The organism is Mesorhizobium sophorae, assembly GCF_002270415.1.
In the GTDB taxonomy this organism is placed as follows: Bacteria; Pseudomonadota; Alphaproteobacteria; order Rhizobiales; family Rhizobiaceae; genus Mesorhizobium; species Mesorhizobium sophorae.
In genome coordinates, this window is record NZ_NNRI01000021.1 from 232,210 (window position 1) to 248,248 (window position 16,039).

General features: G+C 61.8%; 16 protein-coding genes, 4 pseudogenes and 1 riboswitch. Of the genes and pseudogenes, 13 read left to right on the forward strand and 7 right to left on the reverse strand.

Annotated features, from left to right (window positions below; translation table 11 throughout):
- Window positions 1-125 precede the first annotated feature (125 nt).
- Complete coding sequence (locus CGZ66_RS29275; protein ID WP_095090302.1) at window positions 126-368, forward strand: DUF982 domain-containing protein; 243 nt, start codon at window positions 126-128, stop codon at window positions 366-368.
- 150 nt (window positions 369-518) lie between these two features.
- On the opposite strand, the gene CGZ66_RS40065 is transcribed toward CGZ66_RS29275, so the two are convergent.
- Complete coding sequence (locus tag CGZ66_RS40065) at window positions 519-677, reverse strand: hypothetical protein (RefSeq protein WP_167392295.1); 159 nt, start codon at window positions 675-677, stop codon at window positions 519-521.
- Between the two features lie 42 nt (window positions 678-719).
- On the opposite strand from CGZ66_RS40065, the pseudogene CGZ66_RS29280 reads away from it, so the two are divergent.
- The 7 genes and pseudogenes from CGZ66_RS29280 to thiD all read left to right on the forward strand — a co-directional run.
- Window positions 720-973, forward strand: a pseudogene (locus tag CGZ66_RS29280) (3-oxoacyl-[acyl-carrier-protein] synthase III C-terminal domain-containing protein); the annotation flags it as partial.
- A 96-nt stretch (window positions 974-1,069) separates the two neighbouring features.
- A riboswitch (TPP riboswitch) is annotated at window positions 1,070-1,186 on the forward strand.
- 104 nt (window positions 1,187-1,290) lie between these two features.
- A complete protein-coding gene (gene thiC, locus CGZ66_RS29285) occupies window positions 1,291-3,114 on the forward strand; it encodes a phosphomethylpyrimidine synthase ThiC (protein ID WP_095090303.1) in 1,824 nt (607 codons plus the stop codon).
- Window positions 3,111-4,079: a glycine oxidase ThiO gene (thiO, locus tag CGZ66_RS29290; protein ID WP_095090304.1), complete on the forward strand. Its 969-nt coding sequence runs from the start codon at window positions 3,111-3,113 to the stop codon at window positions 4,077-4,079. Before thiC ends, thiO begins: the two co-directional genes overlap by 4 nt.
- Entirely contained in the window at window positions 4,079-4,276 is a 198-nt protein-coding gene (gene thiS, locus CGZ66_RS29295; RefSeq protein ID WP_095090305.1) for a sulfur carrier protein ThiS, read from the forward strand. The genes thiO and thiS overlap by 1 nt, the downstream gene beginning before the upstream one ends.
- Before the next feature lies 1 nt (window position 4,277).
- Window positions 4,278-5,051, forward strand: a complete 774-nt coding sequence (locus tag CGZ66_RS29300) for a thiazole synthase (protein ID WP_095090306.1) — start codon at window positions 4,278-4,280, stop codon at window positions 5,049-5,051.
- Entirely contained in the window at window positions 5,048-5,653 is a 606-nt protein-coding gene (locus tag CGZ66_RS29305) for a thiamine phosphate synthase (RefSeq protein WP_095090307.1), read from the forward strand. The genes CGZ66_RS29300 and CGZ66_RS29305 overlap by 4 nt, the downstream gene beginning before the upstream one ends.
- Window positions 5,644-6,405, forward strand: coding sequence for a bifunctional hydroxymethylpyrimidine kinase/phosphomethylpyrimidine kinase (gene thiD / locus CGZ66_RS29310; RefSeq protein WP_095090308.1), 762 nt, complete (start codon window positions 5,644-5,646; stop codon window positions 6,403-6,405). The genes CGZ66_RS29305 and thiD overlap by 10 nt, the downstream gene beginning before the upstream one ends.
- 94 nt (window positions 6,406-6,499) lie before the next feature.
- Here thiD and panC read toward each other — a convergent pair whose 3' ends face one another.
- Both panC and panB read right to left on the reverse strand, forming a co-directional pair.
- A complete protein-coding gene (gene panC / locus CGZ66_RS29315; protein ID WP_095090309.1) occupies window positions 6,500-7,387 on the reverse strand; it encodes a pantoate--beta-alanine ligase in 888 nt (295 codons plus the stop codon).
- Window positions 7,384-8,229, reverse strand: a complete 846-nt coding sequence (gene panB / locus CGZ66_RS29320; RefSeq protein WP_095090525.1) for a 3-methyl-2-oxobutanoate hydroxymethyltransferase — start codon at window positions 8,227-8,229, stop codon at window positions 7,384-7,386. The genes panC and panB overlap by 4 nt, the downstream gene beginning before the upstream one ends.
- Window positions 8,230-8,413: 184 nt before the next feature.
- On the opposite strand from panB, the gene CGZ66_RS29325 reads away from it, so the two are divergent.
- Entirely contained in the window at window positions 8,414-8,968 is a 555-nt protein-coding gene (locus CGZ66_RS29325; protein WP_095090310.1) for a DUF309 domain-containing protein, read from the forward strand.
- Between the two features lie 116 nt (window positions 8,969-9,084).
- Here CGZ66_RS29325 and CGZ66_RS29330 read toward each other — a convergent pair whose 3' ends face one another.
- The 4 genes and pseudogenes from CGZ66_RS29330 to CGZ66_RS41815 form a co-directional block, all read right to left on the reverse strand.
- On the reverse strand, window positions 9,085-9,318 hold the full coding sequence (locus tag CGZ66_RS29330) for a hypothetical protein (RefSeq protein ID WP_280952835.1): 234 nt from the start codon (window positions 9,316-9,318) through the stop codon (window positions 9,085-9,087).
- 39 nt (window positions 9,319-9,357) lie between these two features.
- Complete coding sequence (pmtA, locus tag CGZ66_RS29335) at window positions 9,358-9,954, reverse strand: phospholipid N-methyltransferase PmtA (RefSeq protein WP_095090311.1); 597 nt, start codon at window positions 9,952-9,954, stop codon at window positions 9,358-9,360.
- A gap of 405 nt (window positions 9,955-10,359) precedes the next feature.
- Window positions 10,360-11,702, reverse strand: a pseudogene (locus CGZ66_RS29345) (MFS transporter).
- On the reverse strand, window positions 11,584-12,012 hold the full coding sequence (locus CGZ66_RS41815; RefSeq protein ID WP_425352327.1) for an MFS transporter: 429 nt from the start codon (window positions 12,010-12,012) through the stop codon (window positions 11,584-11,586). The pseudogene CGZ66_RS29345 and the gene CGZ66_RS41815 overlap by 119 nt, the downstream one beginning before the upstream one ends.
- A gap of 80 nt (window positions 12,013-12,092) precedes the next feature.
- Here CGZ66_RS41815 and CGZ66_RS41010 point away from each other — a divergent pair, with 80 nt between their 5' ends.
- From CGZ66_RS41010 to CGZ66_RS29360, 4 genes and pseudogenes are all read left to right on the forward strand, one after another.
- Window positions 12,093-12,407, forward strand: coding sequence for a sigma 54-interacting transcriptional regulator (locus tag CGZ66_RS41010; RefSeq protein ID WP_245331285.1), 315 nt, complete (start codon window positions 12,093-12,095; stop codon window positions 12,405-12,407).
- On the forward strand, window positions 12,404-12,844 hold the full coding sequence (locus CGZ66_RS41015; protein WP_245331313.1) for an AAA-type ATPase lid domain-containing protein: 441 nt from the start codon (window positions 12,404-12,406) through the stop codon (window positions 12,842-12,844). The genes CGZ66_RS41010 and CGZ66_RS41015 overlap by 4 nt, the downstream gene beginning before the upstream one ends.
- Before the next feature lie 154 nt (window positions 12,845-12,998).
- Window positions 12,999-13,527 (forward strand): annotated as a pseudogene (locus tag CGZ66_RS29355) (arsenate reductase (azurin) small subunit).
- A 14-nt stretch (window positions 13,528-13,541) separates the two neighbouring features.
- Window positions 13,542-16,003 (forward strand): annotated as a pseudogene (locus tag CGZ66_RS29360) (arsenate reductase (azurin) large subunit).
- The last annotated feature ends 36 nt before the right edge of the window (window positions 16,004-16,039 follow it).

Below are 16,039 nucleotides of genomic sequence, written 5' to 3' on the forward strand. Positions count from 1 at the left end.
GCACGAAGTGTGAAGGCCGGCAAGGTCTGCTGGCCCTATTCGGCCCTCGGCAATACATGTATGAAACGAACCGACGTCATGGCAGGCGCAGACCGCACCAAGCTCGGTATTGAGGGTGTAATTGGATGTCGAGCAGGTTCGTCCGACCGGTGGTGGTGCAAGTTGGACGACATGACCGTGAGCGCGTCATTTTCGATGTGAACGACGCGGCCACGATTCTGCTCCGGAGCTTCCATGATCAGACGAAGAAGCGGAAACTGGCTATGGATGCATGCCTTCAGGTTCTGCGTGGCGAAGCCCACCCGCCGGTTGCCAGACGGGCTTTCGTTGTGGCGGCGTTAGAAGCGAAAATTCTGCGCAGTGATTGAGTTCCAAGATTATAATAGCCTCAATTACTTCAAAACCCCCGCAAGAGCAGTAACGCAGACAAATAGATCGAACGAACGCTTACTCTTGTAGCCGCGATACATAGCTGCGTATCGAGTGCTGCGCTCGTCGCGCAAGATTGATTCGTTGGATCATCCGCCAAGCTCAGGTTTGCGGCGGAGGTCTTTCCGGTTGGTGGAACGCAACCCTGTCGTCGCCGCCAGAAGGGCCGCATTGCTTCTCCGGCACGCCGTCGGCGCTGCCCCCTTGCGGATCTCCACGACGACGGGCTCGCCGTCGATGACCTGCATGAGGGCCTCTGGAGTTGTCGAAGAAGAAGCCGCCTCACGCACAAGCCGCAGGACATCGACCGCTTCGTGCCGCACCAGGCCAATGCCCGCATTTTTGATGCCGTAGGGAAAAACCTTGGCCTTGCCGATCGTGCTGTCGTCAAGACGATCGCCGAATACGGCAATTCTTCCGCCGCGACGATCCCGCTGTCGCTGTCACTGGCCACCAGACGAAGCCATTTCGGCCTGGCGAAAAAGTTCTTCTGGCGGCGGCGGGAGCGGGCTTGAGCGGCGGCGCTGTCGTCGTTGGAATATAGCCGAGCGGTGGCCGCCCACGGGCCAAAACTGTCCGAGTGAGATGGATGGCCGGTCGACAGGCGCTTGACAAAGCGGCGCCGGCCCGTTCAACTCCAGACATTCACCAGGGGGGTCCCGACAAGGGGCTGAGATACTGCTGGCTTTCGCAGCGCAGTGACCCGTTGAACCTGATCCAGTTCATACTGGCGTAGGGACGGTGCAAGCGCTTTGCGGGAGTTTATGCCCGAAGACCTGTCTCGAGCAGGTCGGCCAAAGCGTCTTTTCATCCTTCCGGCACAGAACTGGGTCTCCAATGCAATGAGCAAAGGAGCCTCAAATGAATGCCTTGACCCCAGCGGTTTCCACGGGACCGCTGCCTGCCTCACGAAAAATCCACAAATCCGGCGTCCTCCATCCACAGATCAGGGTGCCGATGCGCGAAATCTCAGTCCATCCGACGGCGGGTGAACCGCCCGTGACGGTCTACGATCCATCTGGCCCATATACCGATGTGACGGTCGAGACGAGCATCGAGAAAGGCCTGGCGCGGCTTCGGCACGAATGGATCGCAGCGCGAGGCGATGTCGAAGCTTATGACGGCCGCCATGTCAGGCCGGAAGACAACGGCTTTGCCGTGGGCGAGCGTCTGACGCCGGAATTCCTCGTTCGCAACCGCCCGTTCAAGGGCAAGGCCGGCAAGGCGGTGACCCAGCTTGCCTATGCCCGCGCCGGCATCATCACGCCCGAAATGGAGTTCGTCGCCATCCGCGAGAACCTTGGCCGCGAGATCCTGCACGGCAAGCTGCAACGCGACGGCGAAGCCTTCGGCGCGGAGCTTCCCGATTTCGTCACGCCGGAATTCGTGCGCGACGAGGTGGCGCGCGGGCGCGCGATCATCCCCGCCAACATCAATCATCCCGAGAGCGAGCCGATGATCATCGGCCGCAATTTCCTGGTGAAGATCAATGCCAATATCGGCAATTCCGCCGTCACCTCCTCGATGGCCGAGGAAGTCGAAAAGATGGTCTGGGCGATCCGCTGGGGCGCCGACACGGTGATGGATCTGTCGACCGGCCGCAACATCCACAACATCCGCGAATGGATCGTGCGCAATTCGCCGGTGCCGATCGGCACCGTGCCGCTCTATCAGGCACTCGAAAAGGTCGGCGGCATCGCCGAGGACCTGACTTGGGAAGTCTATCGCGACACCCTGATCGAGCAGGCCGAGCAAGGCGTCGACTATTTCACCATCCATGCTGGCGTGAGGCTGCATTACATCCCGCTGACCGTTGACAGGGTCACGGGTATCGTCTCTCGCGGCGGTTCGATCATGGCCAAATGGTGCCTGCACCATCACCGGGAAAGCTTCCTCTACGAGCATTTCGCGGAGATCTGCGACATCTGTCGCGCCTATGACGTCTCCTTCTCGCTCGGCGATGGCCTTCGCCCCGGCTCGATCGCTGACGCCAACGACGCCGCGCAATTCGCCGAACTGGAAACGCTTGGCGAACTGACGAAGATCGCCTGGGCCAAGGACTGCCAGGTGATGATCGAGGGTCCGGGCCATGTCCCCATGCACAAGATCAAGCAGAACATGGACAAGCAACTCGCGATCTGCGGCGAGGCGCCGTTCTATACGCTCGGGCCGCTGACGACGGACATCGCCCCGGGCTATGACCACATCACGTCGGGCATCGGCGCCGCCATGATCGGCTGGTTCGGCACCGCCATGCTCTGCTATGTGACGCCGAAAGAGCACCTAGGCCTGCCCGACCGCGATGACGTCAAGACCGGCGTGATCACCTACAAGATAGCCGCGCATGCAGCGGATCTTGCCAAGGGCCATCCCGCGGCAAAGATCCGCGACGACGCGCTGTCGCGGGCGCGGTTCGAGTTCCGCTGGGAAGACCAGTTCAACCTGTCACTCGACCCCGAAACGGCGCGCTCGTTCCACGACGAGACCTTGCCGAAGGAGGCCCACAAGCTGGCGCATTTCTGCTCCATGTGCGGGCCGAAATTCTGCTCCATGCGCATCTCCCACGACATTCGTGCCGAAGCGCAGAAGGAAGGAATGGCGGCGATGGCGGAAAAATATCGCGATGGCGGCAATCTCTACATGCCGGTGAGCGACAGCGCGCCCAAAGGACCAGGGCCGTCATGAGGGTGCTGGTCAAAGGGGCCGGCGTCGCCGGCCTCACGGCGGCCTTCGAATTGGCCAGACGCGGCGCGGCGGTCACAGTCGCCGACGTCCGGCACGGCCGTGGAGGCAATGCATCGTGGTTCGCCGGCGGCATGCTGGCGCCGTGGTGCGAGCGCGAAAGCGCCGAGCAGCCGGTGCTGGATCTCGGACGCGGCGCCGCCGACTGGTGGGAGGCGGTGCTGCCTGGTCAGGTGACGCAGGCCGGAACACTGGTTGTGGCGCCGCCGCGTGACAGCGGCGAGCTGCACCGCTTCGCCGGCCGCACCTCGGGCCATCGCTGGCTCGATGAAGCGGAAATCGCGCGGCTGGAGCCCGATCTCGCCGGGCGTTTCCGGCGTGGGCTGTTCTTCCCCGGCGAGGCGCATCTCGACCCGCGCCGGGCGATGGCGGCGCTTCACGACAAGCTTGTCGCGATGGGTGTCGACATCAGCTTCGCCACGGACGCGCGGCAGCTTCCCGGGTTCGAGCACGAGATCGACTGCACGGGAATGGCGGCGGACGACGGAAGGCTGCGCGGCGTGCGCGGTGAGATGATGATCCTGCACACGCCTGATATCGCGCTATCGCGCCCCGTGCGGCTGCTTCATCCGCGCTTTCCGCTATACACGGTACCGCGCGCCAACCATCGTTTCATGATCGGCGCGACGATGATCGAGAGTGACGGCGCTGGACCGGTCACGGTCCGCTCTATGATGGAGCTTCTGGGCACGGCCTGCGCGCTCCATCCAGCCTTCGGCGAGGCCGGTATCGTCGAGACCGGCGTCGGTGTTCGCCCGGCCTTCTCCGACAATCTGCCGCGTGTCGAAGCGCGTGGAAACACCGTCGCCATCAACGGGCTTTATCGCCATGGCTTTCTTCTCGCGCCAGCCATGGCGCGGCAGGCGGCCGAACTCGTCTTCGCTGACGAACCCATGGAGCTTGCCTGATGAAATTGACCGTAAACGGCGAAGCGCATGAGGTTGCCGCCACCACGCTGGCAGAGCTGCTTGCAGCGCTCGACTATGAGGGCGATTGGCTGGCGACGGCCGTCAACAGCGACCTCGTGCACAAAGCCCATCGGGCGGAGTTCCAGTTGAGCGACGGCGACTGGATCGAAATCCTCTCGCCGATGCAGGGAGGCTAGCATGTTCGAGCTTTTCGGGACGCCACTGTCCTCCCGGCTGCTTCTCGGCACGGCGCAATATCCTTCGCCGGCCATCCTTGCCGATGCGGTCAAGGCGTCGGGCACGTCAGTAGTGACCGTATCGTTGCGCCGTGAGATGGCGGGCGGCAGGGCCGGCGAAAAGTTCTGGTCGCTGATCCGCTCGCTCGGCACGAGAATCCTGCCCAACACTGCCGGCTGCCACTCCGTCAAGGAAGCGGTCATCACCGCGAAAATGGCGCGCGAAGTCTTCGGTACGAGCTGGATCAAGCTCGAAGTGATCGGCAACCACGACACGCTGCAGCCGGATGTGTTCGGCTTGGTCGAAGCCGCCCGCATCCTGTGCGAGGACGGTTTTGCGGTATTCCCCTACACCACCGACGACGTCGTTGTCGCCGAGCGGCTGCTGGCAGCGGGCTGCAAGGTCCTGATGCCGTGGTGCGCGCCAATCGGTTCCGCCCTCGGGCCGGTCAACAGTACGGCGCTGCGCTCGATGCGCGGACATTTCCCAGGCATCCCGCTGATCGTGGATGCGGGGCTGGGACGGCCGTCGCACGCGGTAACCGTCATGGAACTCGGCTTCGACGCCGTGCTCCTGAATACGGCGGTTGCCAAGGCGGCCGATCCGGTCGGCATGGCGCGCGCTTTCGGCAAGGCGGTCGATGCCGGTCGAGAAGCCTTCGGTTCGGGAATGCTCGAACCGCGCGAGGTGGCCGTGCCATCGACGCCGACATTCGGCAGGGCGGTTTTTTCATGAAGCTCGATCCCTTCTACCTGATCGTCGACAGCGCCGCCTGGATCGAACGGCTGGTGCCGCTCGGCGTGAAGCTCGTCCAGCTTCGCATCAAGGACAGGGACGAGGACGGGCTGCGCGCCGAAATGCGCCGCGCGAACGACGTCTGCGCGGTCCATGGTTGCCAACTGATCGTCAACGATTATTGGCGACTTGCCATCGAGGAAGGCTGCGACTTCGTTCATCTCGGCCAGGAGGATTTGGCTGCGGCCGATTTGTTGGCGATCAAGTACGCCGGATTGAAGCTCGGGCTGTCGACCCACGATCATGCCGAACTGGAAACGGCGATGGCCGCCGAGCCTGACTACATCGCCCTCGGTCCCATCTATCCCACTACCCTGAAGAAGATGAAATGGGCGCCGCAGGGACTTGAACGGATCAGCGAATGGAAGTGCCAAGTCGCGCCGATTCCATTGGTCGCCATCGGCGGCCTCAATCCTGAGCGGATCGACAGCGTCTTCGAGGCCGGCGCCGACAGCGCCGCGGTGGTCACCGACATCACATTGAATGCTGATCCCGAAGCGCGCACGCGAGAATGGATCGAAAAGACGGAGCGATGGCGCTGAGGCGAGAACCGCATGTGCTTGTCATCGGCGGATCGGACTCCAGCGGGGGCGCCGGAATTGCTCGCGATATCGAGACGATCTCTGCCATCGGCGTGCGCATCTCTCTGGCTGTCACCGCGCTGACGGTGCAGACGCACGAAGCCGTCATGGACGTCCATCATCAGCAACCCGGTCTGGTCGCCGATCAGATGCGCGCTGCGTTCCAGGCCAACAAGGTGGCGGCCATCAAGATCGGCATGCTCGCGACCGCCGAGATCATCGCTGCCGCAGCCGCAGTGCTCCGTGAAAATCCGCAGGGGCCGGCAGTACTCGACCCGGTTCTCACCTCCACGTCAGGCCGGGCGCTGCTGGAAGCAGGCGCCATCGCTGCCCTGAAGCGTGATCTGATGCCGCTTTGCTGTCTGGTCACACCCAATCTCATCGAGCTGGCGCTCCTTATCGGCGCCGAGCAAGCGGTCGACGAGGATGAAGCGGTCTGGCAAGGCCAGGAGCTCTTGGCCGCCGGCGCGCAGGCCATTCTGATCAAGGGCGGCCATGCAAAAGGACTTCGATCGACGGATATCCTGCTGCGCTCCGGTCAAGAACCCATTCGCTTCGATGCGCCGCGTCTTGCAGTATCGATGCGTGGCACAGGCTGCATGCTGGCCAGCGCGATTGCTGCGCATCTTGCAAAGGCAAAGCGGCTCGAAGACAGTGTGCGCGAAGGCAAGCGGTTTGTGTTCGAGCAGCTTCAGAGGAATTCAACCGAATGACCGCAGCCCGCATGCCGAGTTGAGGCCCGCCGCCAGCTCGGCCGTTTGCAATGGGGAGACCGATATCTGGCTCCTTCGGCCCCGCGAAGGAGGGTCAGGCAGCGGCTTGCTTCAACGCTTGAACCGAGCGTTGCGCCGACTCCACCTCGACATTGTCGATCAGCCGCGTCTGGCCGAGCCAAGCGGCGACGAGCAGCCGCGCCGGTCGACCCGGCGTGGCCATCAGGGCAAGATTATCGCCGGCGCGAAGTTCGAGATACTCCACCCGCGAAAAGCCCGCAGCCAGGATCGCCTGTCGAGCCTCATGCAGCAGGCGCTCTACGGGTTCTCCGGAGCTTAGCCGCCCGGCAGTTTCGAACAGGATCTCTGCCAGTCGGGGCGCGGAGGGGCGCTCGGCGGCGGACAGTCGCGTGTTGCGCGACGACATCGCCAGCCCATCCGCTTCACGCACGGTCGGACAGGCGACGATCTCGATCGGAATATCAAGGTCACGCACCAGGCGTCGCACGACTTGCAGCTGCTGAAAGTCCTTTTCACCGAAAAACGCCAGATTGGCGCCGGTCTGCAGGAACAGCTTCGTCACCACGGTCGCCACGCCGTCGAAATGGCCGGGCCGGAACGCTCCGCACAGACCCTCGCTCACTCCGGCGACCGAAACCGTTGTGGCAAAGCCTTGCGGATATATGTCGGCTGCATCGGGAGCATACAGAATATGGGTGCCGACCGACGCGAGCTTGGCGGCGTCATCGTGCTCGGTGCGCGGATAGACAGCCAGATCGCCGGCACTGTTGAACTGTTTGGGATTGACGAAGAGCGTCACGATGACCCGGTCGGCCTTTGCAAGTGCGGCACGGACCAAGCTCAGGTGACCCTCGTGCAGGGCGCCCATGGTCGGCACAACGGCGACCTTGAAGCCTTCCCGGCGCCACGCGGCGACGATGCTGCGCAGTTCGGCAACGATCCGGACAATCGGAATGCTCATGCGGCTTCTCCTCCATTGACAGGACGTGGCACGTCGCCGAAGACGTGCTCGACCGCTGGAAAGCGGCGCTCGCGCACCTCGCTCGCATACGTCGCGATTGCTGCCTCGGCGGTCCCGGCAAGCTCGGCATAGCGCTTGACGAATTTCGGCCGGAAGGTTCCAAATAGGCCCAGCATGTCATCGACAACCAGGATCTGCCCGTCACAAGCCGGCGACGCGCCGATGCCAATGGTGGGGATTGCGACTTCCTGTGTGATCTGCCGGGCAAGCGCTTCGGGTATTTTCTCAAGCACGACCGCGAAGGCGCCCGCCTCGCTCACCGTGATCGCATCGCGCACGATGTGCTCGGCATCCTCGCCTCGGCCTTGGACGCGATAGCCACCGAAAGTATTGACCGCCTGCGGCGTCAGCCCGACATGACCCATCACCGGAACACCGCGCATGGCAAGAAACCGGATCGTCCCGGCAATACTCTCGCCGCCTTCGAGCTTGATCGCAGAACAACCGGTTTCGGCCATCAGACGGACGGCATTGCGGAAGGCCTGCTCGGGACTTTCCTCATAGGAACCAAAAGGCATGTCGACCACCATCACCGCCTTTTCCAGCCCGCGCCGCACGGCCTTGCCATGCATGATCATCATCTCGAGCGTCACGCCGACTGTCGAAGGAAGCCCATGGAGAACCATGCCGACGCTGTCACCGACCAGAACCACATCGCAGTGATCGTCGACCAGCTTTGCGATTGGCGTCGTATAGGCCGTCAGGCAAACAAGTGGCATCTTGCCCTTGCGCGCCGCAATGTCCGGCGGCGTCAACGCCTTGGCCGCTCCCGTTGCGCTCACCAGGTTTCCTTCCCTTGCGTCAACCGCGATGGAAGCGTTTGCCACAAATTTGTGCAGATGCGAAGAGAAAAATTTGCATCGCACAATAAAGCCGCGCGTCCGCCTTCCCACGCATTGTCGCCAACCGCCGGGCAATACAAGGACTTCGTATCGAGCCGTGACCATCCATGTGATATCCTGCTCCATGGCCATTGGTTCGAAATCGCGTCCTCGCCACCTGCCGAAAAAGAGCTTTCCTGCCTATGCGTACTTGCCCGGCAGGCAGCCGCATCCCGTGCGCGATCCCGCTGGACATAGCTACCTTGTCGAGCCGATGCCGGTCGCCACAGATGCGGCGCTTGGCTCGGATCCATTCCTCTGGGGTCTCGACCTCTTCAATCACGGTTATTACTGGGAAGCACATGAGGCTTGGGAAGGTCTCTGGCAGGTTGCGGACCGAGGCGGCCCTTCTCGCGTGTTCTTTAAAGCATTGATCCTGTTGTCGGCAGCCGGCGTGAAGATACGTGAGGGCAAAACTGCTGCAGCGGTGCGCCACTCCCGGCGCGCCGCAATGCTGTTTCGTCGACTGAACGGCCCGTCGGAACATATTGTCGAAAACGCGCTTGGCCTCCCGCCAGCCATACTCGCCGACTACGCTGAAGCAGCGACAAGGCTCCCCGCCGCGTTGCGGGCCGTGCCATTTGGTCGGCCTCAACCAGTGTTTGATTTCGTCCTCGGATCAGATTGTCAGGGCCACTAATCCGCAAACAGTTGGGATGCAAAGAATGAAAGGTAAAATCCCGGACGGGGATGGCGAGTGTTGCGGAATGGTCAAAAAGCTCTTCCAAGCAACAAAATACGGCTGTGGGTCAGCAGCTAAAGCGGCTGAGCACCACATCCAGGCGCCGCTTGGCGGCTTGGGGCCGTCTCTAGACGCTCTCGGTTTTCTCCGACCACCTCCTCCGGCGCGCGAGCAACGAAGTCTGGGTTGTCGAGCTTTTCGGAGAGTTTTTTGATCTCAGCCTCCAGACCACTGACCTGCCTCGCCAGTCGCATCCGCTCTGCTTTAAGGTCGATAAACTCGGCCAGCTCTCGCTCTGCTTCAGGCACGATTTCGCGGAGCGCGCAGCGCGTTGGCTGCGTTCAGAGTCAGACCGCTCGTCGGTAAGTCCAGAGCTGCGCGGGCGGGATATTGCGGACGACGAAATCGTAGTGTGACACGATGTAGCGGTCCGGCATCTTGATCACTGGCGACAATGGTCCGTAGGTGATTTGCATCACTGGCCTGCCAGCAGGGATGCGGGTCAGCAAATCCTCAAGCAAGGCGATGCGCAGCTCCATCGGGAAGCTCAACATCGGCACCGCGCTTATGACACAGTCGAACTGTTCGGCATTTCGTTCCGCCAGCACTTCACCCAGCGAAAAAGCATCGCCCAATCGAAAATCTACGCACGGAAAACGTAGGGTGAGGCGATTGTAGAAATCCTTCGAATATTCGACCGAAACCAGCTGCTGTGGCTTCACGCCCGTGTCCAGGATAGCCTTGGTGATTACGCCGGTTCCCGCCCCAAGCTCGAGAACTGGCATTCCGGACGCTGGCCTGATCACGCTAGCCATGCGGCGCGCCGCATGAACAGAAGTCGGCATGAGCGCGCCCACTCCTTTTTTGTCCCTTTGCCAGCACCGGAAGAATTGCACTTCTTCCTCAAACTTCCGGCCGAGGCGCTCCTTCAAGCGAAAGACCATGTCTACTCCCTGCTACGGCTATTCATCCGCGTCGCTTTGACGGACGGACGTTTGGACAAGTTTTTCGACATTTACAAGCCCCGCTGACGGCGTTGAAACGGCGCCGGGGTTTGCGTCGGCCGGAACGAAGACCGGTCGTTCGACTCCATCGGGACCGCCAGCACCGTTCGCGTCTGCATCGCCAGTCCTCATCGTGGGGTTCCTGTCTACGAAGGCTGGAAGGCGAAGCCCAAGCCGGCCAGACTCTGTGGCCAAGCGCGGCGTCACCAGAGCGACAATTCGCAACTGCTGGGCACCAACGCAAAAGGATCGAAGCCAAATCGGCGGGAATTCGCTGATGGCGAGAGCCTTGTCCATTCCCGCGCTTCGTGTCTCGCCGAAAACGGTCGTTGGCGTTGGATGAGATCACCGTCGGAAAAAGAAACCTGTCGATTGATCCCGCTTACGGGTCGCTCCCGTCGGTCGCTCGATCGACAGCCTCGTGCGAGGTGGAAGCTCGCCCACGTTCAATTCGAGCAGCCGCTGATCCAACTCCTTGTCCGCCGCTGTGAGGCGATGGTTCAAGCGAAGGTAGTCCATCCAGGTCGGCGTGCGGAATGTCTCTGTCCACTGGGAAGGCTCCTGGAGATCGCGCTGAAGGTTCCAGTGCCGGGCACCAACACGGCTTTGCACTCGCCGTCGTTCGCGCATCTGTTCCAGGAAGGCTTCGACGTTCGTCTCCGGGATTGAGTACTCGATCTTGACGACGATCGGCCCGCTTCTCGACTTCAAGTCCACCGCGACCGCAGGCGTTTCGAAGCCAAGAGGATCCTGGTCAGAATCTTTCCATTGACGAATAGGCAACAGTAACCCGGTGAAGGCGACAAGCAGGAGAGCGCCAGCGGAGCTCTCCAGCGCCACGGTAAGCGAATAGTTCTCAGCCACCGTGCCCCACAGCCAGCTGCCGGCCGCGATGCCGCCCGACGAGAGGGCAGAGTAGATCGAGAGCGTGCGACCCACGACCCACTTGGGCTTGACAGTTGCACGCTCACGTCAAGCCCCGTCCAGGTGACGACCCAGCCAGCGCCGCCGAGCGCCAAAGCAATAGCCGCCACCGCCAGTGAAGGCGTCAGGGCAAGCGAAAGACAACAAGCCGCGCAGGCGATGCAGGCCAGTGTCGTCAGACGCTCTTGGGACAGCGACCGTCGCAGGATGTTGTTGCAGATGCCGGTGCACAAGGCGCCCGTCCCGAAGCCGGCCATCAGGATACCATAACCGATCGGTCCTCCCCCCAATTGATCGCGGGTGACCAGGGGCAGCAGCGCCAGTATGGAGATGCTAGTCAGGCCGAAAAGCGCTCCGCGCGCGATTGCCGCCTTGATCTCTCCCGACAGCGCCGTGAAGCGCGCTCCGTCATGCATAGCTGTGGTCAATGGCTCGCGCGGAAGAGGCGAAGAGCGCACATTCCATTTGCAGCGCCCAACGGTCCACAGCAGCGTCAGATAGGTCAGCGTCGCGATGGCGAAAGCCGTCAGTGGTCCGAAGGAGGCAACGACGATGCCGCCGAACGCCGGACCGATGCTTCGCATGGCGTTGTAGCCGACCGAGATCAGTGTGACCGCGGCTGGAACATCCCGCTTTCGCAGGATGTCACCGACCGAGGCGTGCCAGGCAGGGTCGGTGAAAGCGGCGCCGCATCCGGCCAAACAGCTGAATGCGAGGATCATCCATGGATTGTAGAACCCCAGCGCCACAGTAGCAGTCAGCATCGTCGACGACAAAGCTATCACGCACCAGCCGAGCATCATCACATTGGCGGCGGCTGAAACTGTCGGCAATGGCCCCGGCGAAGATCGACAGAATGAATACGGGCAGCGTCCTCGAAGCCTGCACCAGGGCGACCATCACGTCCGAAGTCGAGATGGTTGCCATCAGCCAACTGATCGCAACGGTCTGCATCAGCCAGCCAAGACTGGATACCTGTTTCGCCAGCCAGATCGGACGAAAAGTCGGACTCTCGAGCGGCGCAAACGTTGCCGACGAAACTGGATTGGCTTCCTCGCGCGCCACCCTGCTCATGGGGCTGAGCCTCCCCCCGTCCGATTGTGCTGGAGATTTTCCTCTGGGTGTGAACGGTCGTTAAAAACTGCGGTTATTCGGTGCCGAGGATTGGGAGTAAGATTTTCGGGCATGAGAAAGGGGCGTTCACCGGCGCCCAGCAACGGCACCTCGGCTATGCCGAGCGAGCTGGAGCAGGCACGTTATTCCTGGATGAAATCGGCGACATGCCGATGCCCGCTCCAAGCCAAACTTCTACGGTGATCGAGGACGGAAGCTTCAACCGAGTCGGTGGCGAGACCCCCTGCAAGTTTCGTGCACGGGTCGTCTCGGCCACGCATCGCGACCTTGGTCAGCGTGGCGGACCATCAGGCTTCCGCGAGGACCTCGATTTCGGCTTGCCGTGTTGCCGGTGACAGTCCCGCCCCTGCGCGAGCGCCATGAGGACATCACCTGGCTGCTCGACCGATTTCTGGAAAATGCGGTGAGCCGGTCTGACGTGCGCATCCGCGGATTCAGCGCGTTGGCGCAGGAAGCAGCTCTTGCCCATCGCTGGCCCGGAAATGTGCGGGAACTGCGGAACAGGGTCGAACGGGCCGTCGCCTTGTCAACCAGCGAATGGATCATGCCGGGCGACCTGTTCCCGGAACGTGCGGCAAAATCAGAAAATACGACCTTCGCTCCGCTGGCCGATGTTCGTGACGCGGCAGAACGACGTCAGATCGCGCGGGCGTTGGACGAAACCGGCGGCCAAATCGCGAAGGCAGCCGCACTGCTTGCAGTCTCCCGGACTACTCTTTGGGAGAAGATGACGCGGCTCGGCCCCGCCGATCGGGCGCGTTCGACTTCCTGAACCTTCGGCAGCGCAGCATGTTCGGATTTCCGGACGTGAAGCAGGAGTTTCCCGTGTTTTCTCCACGCTCTTTCGATGAAAACCAACATTTTCTGCGGTTGGCACAAGCGTTGCAGAGCTCTTGGCGAAGAAGTTCGCCCAAAGGGAGGTTTGCATGGATCGTTGCAACAAGCTGGTCGACGTCGGCCGGCGTCAGTTTCTAAGGGGCGGGGCATTTGCTGCTGCCCGGATGGCCACGGCCGTTGCACTGCCTGTGCAAGCCCAGACCAAGGCTGCCCCTGGCCTGGCTCTTGTCGAATACCCCTCCAACAAGCTGGCCAACATTGCCGACTTGAAGCCGAACGAGCCGTTCGACGTCGGCTGCCCCGATGAAAATGCGCCCGGCGTGTTGCTGAAACTTGGCACCAAGGTCGACGGCGGCGCCGGCCCGGATGGCGACATTGTCGGGTTCTCGACGACCTGTCCCCATAGGGGCTTTCCGCTCAACTACAACGCGGACGATCATTCCTTCAATTGTCCCGGCCACTATTCGCGCTTCGACGCCGATGCCGGCGGCAAGCAGATCTGGGGCCAGTCGACGGCCCAATCTTCCCCAGTACGCACTTCGCATCGATGCCAAGGGCGACATCTACGCCGAGGGTGTGGACGAGCTGCTGTATGGCCGCCTAAGCAACGTACTTTAAGGGAGGATCGGATCATGGCTTACAAACGTCACGTCGCCCGTCTGCCGATCATTCCGGCCGACGCCAAGAAACAAAACGTCACCTGCCATTACTGCATCGTCGGTTGCGGCTACCATGCCTACACTTGGCCGGCGAACAAGCAGGGCGGCACAGCTGCCGCTTCGAACGCTTTCGGGGTCGACCTTCCCAGCAGCAACCTGCCGAGACCGACGCCTGGTATGCAGCCTCGATGTACAACATCGTCAAGCAGGACGGGCAGGACGTGCATATCGTCCTCAAGCCCGATTCCGAGTGCGTGGTCAACTCTGGTCTCGGTTCGGTGCGCGGCGCACGCATGGGCGAACTGCGCTACTCAACCGCCCGTGGCTCGCAGCAGCAGCGGCTGACCAGCCCGATGGTCTGGCGTTACGGGCAGATGCAGCCAACATCGTGGGACGACGCCCTGGACCTCGTGGCAAGGGTCACGGCGGCCGTCATCAAGGATCAAGGTGAGGACGGTCTGTTCATTTCCGTGCTCGATCATGGCGGCTCGGCCGGCGGCTATGAAAATACCTGGGGCACCGGCAAGCTCTATTTTGGTGCGATGAAAATCAAGAACATCCGCAGTTACAACCGGCCGGCCTACAACTCCGAAGTCCATGCCACCCGCGATATGGGTGTCGGCGAGCTCAACAATTGCTACGAGGATGCCGAACTGGCCGATACCATCGTGTCGGTCGGCAACAATCCGCTCGAAACCCAGACCAACTATTTCTTGAACCACTGGATTCCGAACCTGCGCGGAGCTTCCATGGACAAGAAGAAAGCACAGCTGCCGGGTGAATCCCACGCCAGCGGGCGGATCATTTTCGTCGATCCGCGGCGGACCGTGTCGATCAACGCCGCCGAAGCCGAGGCCGGCAAGGACAACGTCATGCACCTTGCCATCAATTCCGGCACGGACATGGTGCTCTTCAACGCCTGGCTCACCGAGATCGCCAGCAAAGGCTGGGTCGACAAAGCCTTCATTGACGCCTCCGCGAAAGATTTCGACAAGGCGGCTGCCGCCAACAAGACGTCGCTTGAGGACGCGGCGAAGATCACCGGGCTGACGGTCGACCAGTTCAGGCAGTCGGCGGCCTGGATCGCCGAACCCAAGGACGGCAAGCGCCGGCGGACGATGATCGCATACGAGAAGGGCCTCATCTGGGGCAACGAGAATTACCGGACCAACGCGGCGCTGGTGAACGTGGCGCTAGCAACCGGCAATGTCGGTCGCGAGGGTTGGGGATGCGTGCGCATGGGCGGCCACCAGGAAGGCTACGTGCGGCCGTCCGACGCCCATGTCGGCCGCCCGGCCGCCTACGTCGACAAGCTGCTGATCGAAGGCAAGGGCGGGGTCCACCACATCTGGGCCTGCGATCACTACAAGACCACGCTGAACAGCCACCAGTTCAACATGGTCTTCAAGAAACGCACCGACATCGTGAAGGACGCCATGAATGCCGTGCCTTATGGCGACCGCGATGCGATGGTGAAGGCAATCACCGACGCGATCAGGGCCGGTGGGCTATTCTCCGTCGACATCGACATCATCCCATCGAAGATCGGTGCTGCCAGCCACGTCTGGTTGCCGGCGGCCGAATCCGGCGAGATGAACCTCACCTCGATGAACGGCGAGCGTCGGATGCGGCTGGTCGAACGTTACATGGACCCACCCGGCTCCGCCAAACCGGCTTGCCTGATCGCCGCAGGCCTTGCCCAGCATATGGAGAAAGTCATCCGCGAGGGCGGCGACGCCAAATATGCCGACCAGTTCAAGGGCTTCGACTGGAAGACCGAGGAAGACGCGTCCATGGACGGCTACCACCAGAACGCCAAGGGTGGCGAGAACGTCACCTATGAACGATTGAGGGCCATGGGCAACAATGGCTTCCAGGAACCGTCGACCGCGTTCGCGGACGGCAAGATAGTCGGCACCAAACGACTCTATGCCAATGGGAAGTTCGGCACGAAGGATGGCAAGGCAACCTTCATGGAGGCCGCATGGCGTGGCCTGGAGGCGCCCGGCAAGGAGGAGCAGAAGAAAAACAACAAGTTCATCATCAACAACGGCCGCGCCAACCTGGTCTGGCAAAATGCCTTTCTCGACCAGGACAGCGAGTTCGTCACGGATCGGTGGCCGTATCCGTTCATCCAGATCAGCCCCGACGACATGAAGGAGCTTGGGCTAAACAACGGCGCTCTTGTCGAGTTCAACAATGAAAGTGGCTCGACACAGGCGATGGCCTATCCAACGCCAACCGCCAAGAAAGCCGAGACTTTCATGCTGTTCGAGTTCCCGACAGGCGTAGTCGGCAATGTCATCAACGCCGGCACCAACGAACTGATCCTGCCCAACTACAAACAGACCTGGGCCAACATCCGCAAGATCTCGGATGCCCCCGAAAGCGTGAAGCACCTGTCCTTCAAATCCACGGAGTATCAGGCGAGCTAAGTTCGACGCTGCCGCGAGCCGACGCCCGCGGCAGCA

Bases quoted from the DNA above. Each gene is read 5' to 3' on its own strand.
- CGZ66_RS41815 (WP_425352327.1), bottom strand. From the start codon at position 12,012: ATGAGCAGGGTGGCGCGCGAGGAAGCCAATCCAGTTTCGTCGGCAACG.
- CGZ66_RS29275 (WP_095090302.1), top strand. From the start codon at position 126: ATGTCGAGCAGGTTCGTCCGACCGGTGGTGGTGCAAGTTGGACGACAT.
- CGZ66_RS40065 (WP_167392295.1), bottom strand. From the start codon at position 677: ATGCAGGTCATCGACGGCGAGCCCGTCGTCGTGGAGATCCGCAAGGGG.
- CGZ66_RS29325 (WP_095090310.1), top strand. From the start codon at position 8,414: ATGGCCATTGGTTCGAAATCGCGTCCTCGCCACCTGCCGAAAAAGAGC.
- thiD (WP_095090308.1), top strand. From the start codon at position 5,644: ATGGCGCTGAGGCGAGAACCGCATGTGCTTGTCATCGGCGGATCGGAC.
- CGZ66_RS29305 (WP_095090307.1), top strand. From the start codon at position 5,048: ATGAAGCTCGATCCCTTCTACCTGATCGTCGACAGCGCCGCCTGGATC.
- thiC (WP_095090303.1), top strand. From the start codon at position 1,291: ATGAATGCCTTGACCCCAGCGGTTTCCACGGGACCGCTGCCTGCCTCA.
- pmtA (WP_095090311.1), bottom strand. From the start codon at position 9,954: ATGGTCTTTCGCTTGAAGGAGCGCCTCGGCCGGAAGTTTGAGGAAGAA.
- thiO (WP_095090304.1), top strand. From the start codon at position 3,111: ATGAGGGTGCTGGTCAAAGGGGCCGGCGTCGCCGGCCTCACGGCGGCC.
- panC (WP_095090309.1), bottom strand. From the start codon at position 7,387: ATGAGCATTCCGATTGTCCGGATCGTTGCCGAACTGCGCAGCATCGTC.
- CGZ66_RS29300 (WP_095090306.1), top strand. From the start codon at position 4,278: ATGTTCGAGCTTTTCGGGACGCCACTGTCCTCCCGGCTGCTTCTCGGC.
- thiS (WP_095090305.1), top strand. From the start codon at position 4,079: ATGAAATTGACCGTAAACGGCGAAGCGCATGAGGTTGCCGCCACCACG.